The sequence below is a fragment of the Paramylibacter ulvae genome (assembly GCF_014652655.1).
GTDB classification, from domain to species: domain Bacteria; phylum Pseudomonadota; class Alphaproteobacteria; order Rhodobacterales; family Rhodobacteraceae; genus Amylibacter; species Amylibacter ulvae.
In genome coordinates this window covers 1-6,060 of record NZ_BMZF01000018.1, presented here as the reverse complement: position 1 = coordinate 6,060, position 6,060 = coordinate 1, and the positions used below count along the sequence as shown (strand labels likewise).

Sequence of the window (6,060 nt, the reverse complement as noted above, 5' to 3'; positions counted from 1 at the left end):
GGTATCGACCGTGAAGGTGTTGAGCGTGGTCAGGTTTTGGCAGCGCCAAAATCAGTGAACCCACACACCAAATTCGAAGCAGAAGTTTACATTCTGACCAAAGATGAGGGTGGCCGTCACACGCCGTTCTTTGCCAACTACCGTCCACAGTTCTACTTCCGTACAACTGACGTAACGGGTACTGTTGAGCTTCCATCAGGTACAGAAATGGTGATGCCAGGCGACAACTTGAAGTTCGACGTAGAACTGATCGCGCCAATCGCCATGGAAGCAGGCCTACGCTTCGCGATCCGCGAAGGTGGCCGTACTGTTGGTTCTGGTGTGGTTTCTAAAATCCACGCGTAAGCACTGGTCGGCTTCCCGTCAGGGAAACGATCCAGCGTGGTCGGCTTGGCCTTTGGCCAAACGATCTGAGCTAATGAATTAGAAAAGGGCGTCCAATGGGGCGCCCTTTTTTTGTCGCATGTCTTTCAACTTGTCCAAACACACAGATTGAGCCAATCTGGTTCGAAACAGAAATGGTGAATAACATGAGCGATCCCGTAATTTTTTCATATGGATTAAATGGTGCCACGGCGGGGCAGGCGTTACAGGGAAAACGTATCGGCGAAGTGTTAAAGAGCGATGATTTGGCCTGGGTGCATTTGGATGCCACCCATCCAAATGCCGCCGATTGGTTACATAAAAACCTGTCTTATCTTGATCCATTTGTCGTACAGGCATTGGTGGCAGAAGAAACGCGACCCCGCGCCACCATCACAGGCAAAGGTGCCTTGGTGATTTATCGCGGTGTGAACATGAACGAAAATTCATCGCCAGAGGATATGATTTCTGTGCGCCTTTGGATTGATGAACATCGCATCATCAGCCTGCAGCGCCGCCCATCGCGATCGATTGCATCATTGGCCAGCGATATTGGGGCGGGCAAGGGGCCAGATAATGCGGGTGCATTTGCCTCGGCGATCACCGCGCGGTTAACGGCGTATCTTGGTCCTGTTGTTTCTGAAATTGACGATACTGTTGATGATCTGGAAGAACAGCTCATCGAAGGTGTCGATCAATCAGAACGCCATGCAATCAATGCTGCGCGAAGGAAAACACTGGTTTTGCGCAGATTTCTTGCCCCGCAAAAAGATGCGATTTTACAATTTCGCGATGCTGATTTGGCTTGGTTGAAAGAGGCAGACCGCCGTCATTTGGGCGAAAGCTATCATATCGCACAGCGCAACGTCGAAGATTTAGATATGATCCGCGAACGCGCCCAAATCGTAAAAGAGGAATTGGCAAGCGGGCTCGCGGACAAGATGAACCGCAACATGTATATCCTGTCTGTTATTGCGGCGATATTCCTGCCACTTGGGTTTTTAACGGGGCTGTTGGGTATCAATATCGGTGGCATTCCGGGTGCGGATAATCCCAATGCGTTTTGGTGGTTTGCGCTTGGAATGGTGATTATTGTAGCCGCACAAGTCTGGCTGTTTCGTAAAATGCGTTGGTTTTAAGTGGGCCGCCGTATCAGCGGCCCAAATGATTAGCTATTCGCGCTTGGGTTTGCTCCTGTTGCAATCGTGCTGGCAACATCCGTATCATCAATTGGTGCACCTGCGGCACGTAACAAATCGGCCACTTCCCATGTCCAATTGGCGGGATCGTTATCGTTGTCACCGGCTGATTCTGGTTTGCCGCGCGGCAACAACGCCATGATCGCGGGTTCTTGGTTGGGCGTCCAATTAGGGGCGGCAGAAATGAACGAGCTGTTGTCGCCATAAAGCAATCCGCCAAACACCTCGGCCACGATTGTGCCACCAACATCACCCAGCATTTTACCCGATTGCCCTTTCGGGCCGCTGGCCTCTTTCAGGATGTAATGCCACAGCACGTCTTCATGTGCGTTGGCAACGGGATGTGGCGTGAAACCCATCGCCTGTGCGACGGCACTGCCAGATGGTAATCCCATCCGCCAACTGCGCATCAAGTTCAAAAAGGCGAGGTGGTTTAATCCACCTGGGCCCTCTGTCACCTTGAACAAAGCGCTGGACAGTTGGGGGTCGATTTTGCGTGATGCTTGTGGGAATGGCCCTTGCGAGCTTTGCATTTGGAAATACCAATCCCATTGGATCGTGTGCTTTTTGCGTAGGTTCTTGAAACCCTTTAAATCATGCAGCGCCAGATCATCTTGACCGGGAACGCGATCGGGGTGAAAAATCGGGATTTCAACACCGAAACCCAAATCGACATCGGTATTCAGGTTTACCTGGTATCCAGGGCGCACTAAAGAATGGCCAAAACGATAGGCCGCTACAGAAAATTCGATGGGGATGAACGGTTGGTATTCCCAGTTATAATACTGGCCACCATATTCATATTGTCCGTTCACCTTTTTCAACACGGTTTTCCAAATCGCATCTTTGACGATACGTTTCACCCAATCGTGCCAAACCACATATTGGTAAAACCAACGTAAAATCCGCTGTGCTTGTGCGAATTTTTCGTCGTTTTTACCGAATTTGGCAGGCATATTGCCGTTTGGAAACATCAACTGCCCATAAATGCGATTGTGCAAGTTGAGCATCGCCAATTGAAACTGGCTGACAATCACATTTTCATCGTTGCGCATGTCACCAATCAATGCGCGCCCTTGGATGTTTCGCGGCAAATCGGGTTCATTCTGTTCGCCCGACTGCCCAATCAGAAACATACCACCGCGAAGATCGTCGTACATGAACGGTTCATCCGATGGGCCCTCTCCATAAAGACAGTCCAAATCCAAACGTGGCGTGCGAAAATTATGCAGCTTGTTCGGATCGTTTTGGCGTTGCAGAGATGATGTGGGATCAAACGTAATGTCATGATCCACGAACTGCCCGAAATAGGTATAACCCGCAGGCATATTGGCATTATCGCCTAATGGATCATTGGGCGGTTCGCTCATTGCGGCGTTTGCAAAATTTTGCAAGCCAGCAATGATATCAGGTTCGCTCGATTCTTCTGGTGTCCAAGCAGGAAGCGATCGAAACATACGGCCAAACAGGCCTTTGTATAATGATGAATGGGGTAAAATTACATTATGCAACACAGACGTAGATGATACACTCATTGTATTAATCTCCTTTAGATTGCTAAAGGATGATGTATGCACCCTACGAGGGTGATTGCGCAGTGACAGCACTCACCAAAAATGAAAACAGTGAAAAATCGGATTGCACAATAACAGTGCTTGCAAATCCAGTCGCATTTCCGTATTCGTCCTGCACAGTTTGGTTCTAGGGGTTTAGCTCAGTTGGTAGAGCATCGGTCTCCAAAACCGAGGGTCGTGGGTTCGAGTCCCTCAGCCCCTGCCAAGCTGCTGATCGCCCAATAAACCAAGGCTGGATCAGAGTTCCTCTCCAGAATTTGTATCGTTTAGGACCCCAAAAAGGGCCCCAGTTTCTGTCGGGTGTTGTGGGTGTCGGGTGCCTTAGCCCCGGTGGGCCTTAATCACGGGGCAACAGGGCGTGGTTCACACCGTAGGCTGCGTGGGCCCAATTATCGTGTGTGTTGTCTCGGTATCGGACCTTCCATCAGGTGGAGTGGGTTTGTACAACATCCGCGGTTGAAGAGGGGCTCAAAAATCACCGCTGGTGATTGCTTCGAGAAACGCTTCTGTTTCGTTGATCATCCGTTTCCAGCTATCTTCCTGAGGAAGTGGAATATGGTTTCTGCTATCGAGTGAAACATATTTTGCGTTCGGAATCTCACTCGCGAGTACCCTACCTTGCGAACTGGGCTGCACTGCGTCGCAATTTGCGTGGATTACCAGTGTAGGGGCGGAAATTGACGGTAAAATATCTGTGACGTTGAACCTGTCGATTATCTGCCTGAGCCGTGCAGCGTTTTGTGGCGACACGGTCTCGGTTTGCATTTTCACGAAGCTTTCCATTTGTTCAGATGTTGCGTCCGGTACGAATAGCGCGGAAAATGCATTTACAAATGGGCTGTTCGCCTTGCCCCATCCGGCTTTGATCAGCCCCAAGATAATATCTTCGTCGATGTCATCGGGAGATTTGGCCCGCAGCGCACGCCCTAGCGCAAAGCCGCCGTACAAAACCAACCCTTTGACACGATCTGGATATAATTCAGCGAAGCGGATTGCGACTGGAACGGCCTGCGACGCGGCAAATATTGGAAAGTTGTCCAGTTTGTTCGCGTCCGCAACAGCCTTCAAATCATCGACAAAAGCGTCGAGATCTACATCATCTAGTTCGCGAGACGAAAGGCCGGTCCCTCTTTGATCGTATCGATAAAGAGAATGTTTATGACCGAGAGCTTCCAGCAACGGTCGCCAGACAGTACTTTCCCAATCGAGTTCCAAATGCGAAAGCCAATGCCCAACCCGTACAAGCGGTGGCCCATTTCCACTTTGTGCGAAAGCTATCTTCGCATTATGAGATGATTGCGCAAACCTAATAACTTGAGTGTCAACCGGATCAATTGGAGGTGCTTGCACCGTCTGTTCATCGGCCGTTGTGACTTCAGCTATCAGTTGAAAACCCAACCCGTGTACCGTTTTGATAATCGCCTGATCTCGTCCCGTATCCCCAACAGCATTGCGTGCTGCATTGATCCGAGCGCTGATCGTTGCGTCCGAAACGCTCAGCCCATGCCAAACGATTTCAACCAATTCGTCTTTGGTGACTAATCGCCCCTGTTTTGCGGCAAGTACGAGCAGTAATTCAAATACTTGCGGCTCGATGTGGACAAGTTTGTTGTCCCGAAGAAACCTGTGTTTTTCAGGGTCGATTGAACACTTGGCAAATTGATACATCATGGCCCATTGAACAACTTATCCGCCCCACCAGACAAGATAATCTTTCGAGAATGGGTGAGGTTACGGAAATAACAAGGAGTTCTTAAGGTTATCTTCAAGCTTGAACGCTCAGCCCAAGCTTAACTGGGTTCATAGCAATTAAAGGACGACTGACATGCAACAGCAAAATGAACCCCAAGACATCAAGCGCCATCCAGATGGTTCAATCGATACCTCTCACTACATGAAAATCGGGCGACAAAAACGCGCTGAACAGGCGCACAAACTGATCAAACGCGCTCTTCGAAGATGCAAGCATTTCTCCTTCAGGTGTGACCGCCGTCCCTCAGAAGCCAAAAAGCGCCCGAAGAGGACAATATTACAGAGACTTGGAGGATTTTACTCATTCGGTTAACCCCGTAGGTGCGGTCCTCGAGTGATCGGAAAATTGCGGCATGCCAAAAACCACCGATTGTTGAATACCACCCAAGGCCATCGGTTCCACGACCCTTTGTACGATGGAGACACCCCCAACCCCGGGCAGCTTTCAATTACACCGGGTTATGAAGCTAGGCTGAAGTTGTGGGAAGAAAGACGGAAGGCTAAAGCTTTAGAGGCTGAAGATATCTATTGAAGTAAGGAGGTTTAGGTCCTTCTTCTTCCTTTTTTTCTTCATACTCTTTCCCATTACTAGTATCTAATCCCCTCTTCCCCTCTCCAACAGACAGACACTAGTATCCAAAGAGGGTCCGATAGAGAAACAACAAACACGACGATTGGACCCACCCACAGCCTACGGTGTGAACCACGCCCTGTTACCCCGTGATTAAAGCCCGCCGGGGCTAACCTCCACGACACCCACAACATCCCGCAGAAACTGGGGCCCTTTTTGGGGTCCTAAACGGTGCAATTTCTGGAGAGGAACTCTGATCCAGCCTTGGTTTATTGGGCGATCAGCAGCTTGGCAGGGGCTGAGGGAGTCCTAGAGTTTGTTGAACCTGTTGGTCTTTTCTCAAACTGTCTCTCAGGGGGTCCCTAAGGGGGGTCCTTTTACCCTGAGGCCCCTACAACCCAGCCACAGGGCCGCAGTGTAAGGTACTCGATGGGGGTGGCTATCGGTGGAGTGAACTGTCTGTCTGTGGGGCAGGTGTCTAACGTCAGCACCTTTGGGACATACCTGAGCATTTGAATAATGGAGGATTTCTGGTTCATCTTAACAATTAGGAGTTAAGCATGACAAAGAAATCAGGGCAGTCGAAAGCGGCTGCAGATAA

4 protein-coding genes and 1 tRNA gene are annotated in these 6,060 nt (G+C 49.9%); 3 read left to right on the top strand and 2 right to left on the bottom strand.

Going from position 1 to position 6,060, the window contains the following annotated elements; translation table 11 throughout:
• The coding region (locus tag IE094_RS15430) for an EF-Tu C-terminal domain-related protein (protein ID WP_505851491.1) at positions 1–345 on the top strand (345 nt) is incomplete at its 5' end.
• Between the two features lie 185 nt (positions 346–530).
• Positions 531–1,502, top strand: coding sequence for a zinc transporter ZntB (locus IE094_RS15425; RefSeq protein ID WP_189641611.1), 972 nt, complete (start codon positions 531–533; stop codon positions 1,500–1,502).
• A gap of 29 nt (positions 1,503–1,531) precedes the next feature.
• On the opposite strand, the gene IE094_RS15420 is transcribed toward IE094_RS15425, so the two are convergent.
• Positions 1,532–3,097, bottom strand: a complete 1,566-nt coding sequence (locus IE094_RS15420; RefSeq protein ID WP_189641610.1) for a peroxidase family protein — start codon at positions 3,095–3,097, stop codon at positions 1,532–1,534.
• Between the two features lie 168 nt (positions 3,098–3,265).
• On the opposite strand from IE094_RS15420, the gene IE094_RS15415 reads away from it, so the two are divergent.
• Positions 3,266–3,341, top strand: a tRNA-Trp gene (locus tag IE094_RS15415).
• A 263-nt stretch (positions 3,342–3,604) separates the two neighbouring features.
• Here the strand turns inward: IE094_RS15415 and IE094_RS15410 are convergent.
• Positions 3,605–4,807, bottom strand: coding sequence for an alpha/beta hydrolase (locus IE094_RS15410; RefSeq protein WP_189641609.1), 1,203 nt, complete (start codon positions 4,805–4,807; stop codon positions 3,605–3,607).
• Positions 4,808–6,060 lie beyond the last annotated feature (1,253 nt).

Coding starts and splice junctions, on each gene's coding strand:
- IE094_RS15425 (WP_189641611.1), top strand. CDS start 531: ATGAGCGATCCCGTAATTTTTTCATATGGATTAAATGGTGCCACGGCG.
- IE094_RS15420 (WP_189641610.1), bottom strand. CDS start 3,097: ATGAGTGTATCATCTACGTCTGTGTTGCATAATGTAATTTTACCCCAT.
- IE094_RS15410 (WP_189641609.1), bottom strand. CDS start 4,807: ATGATGTATCAATTTGCCAAGTGTTCAATCGACCCTGAAAAACACAGG.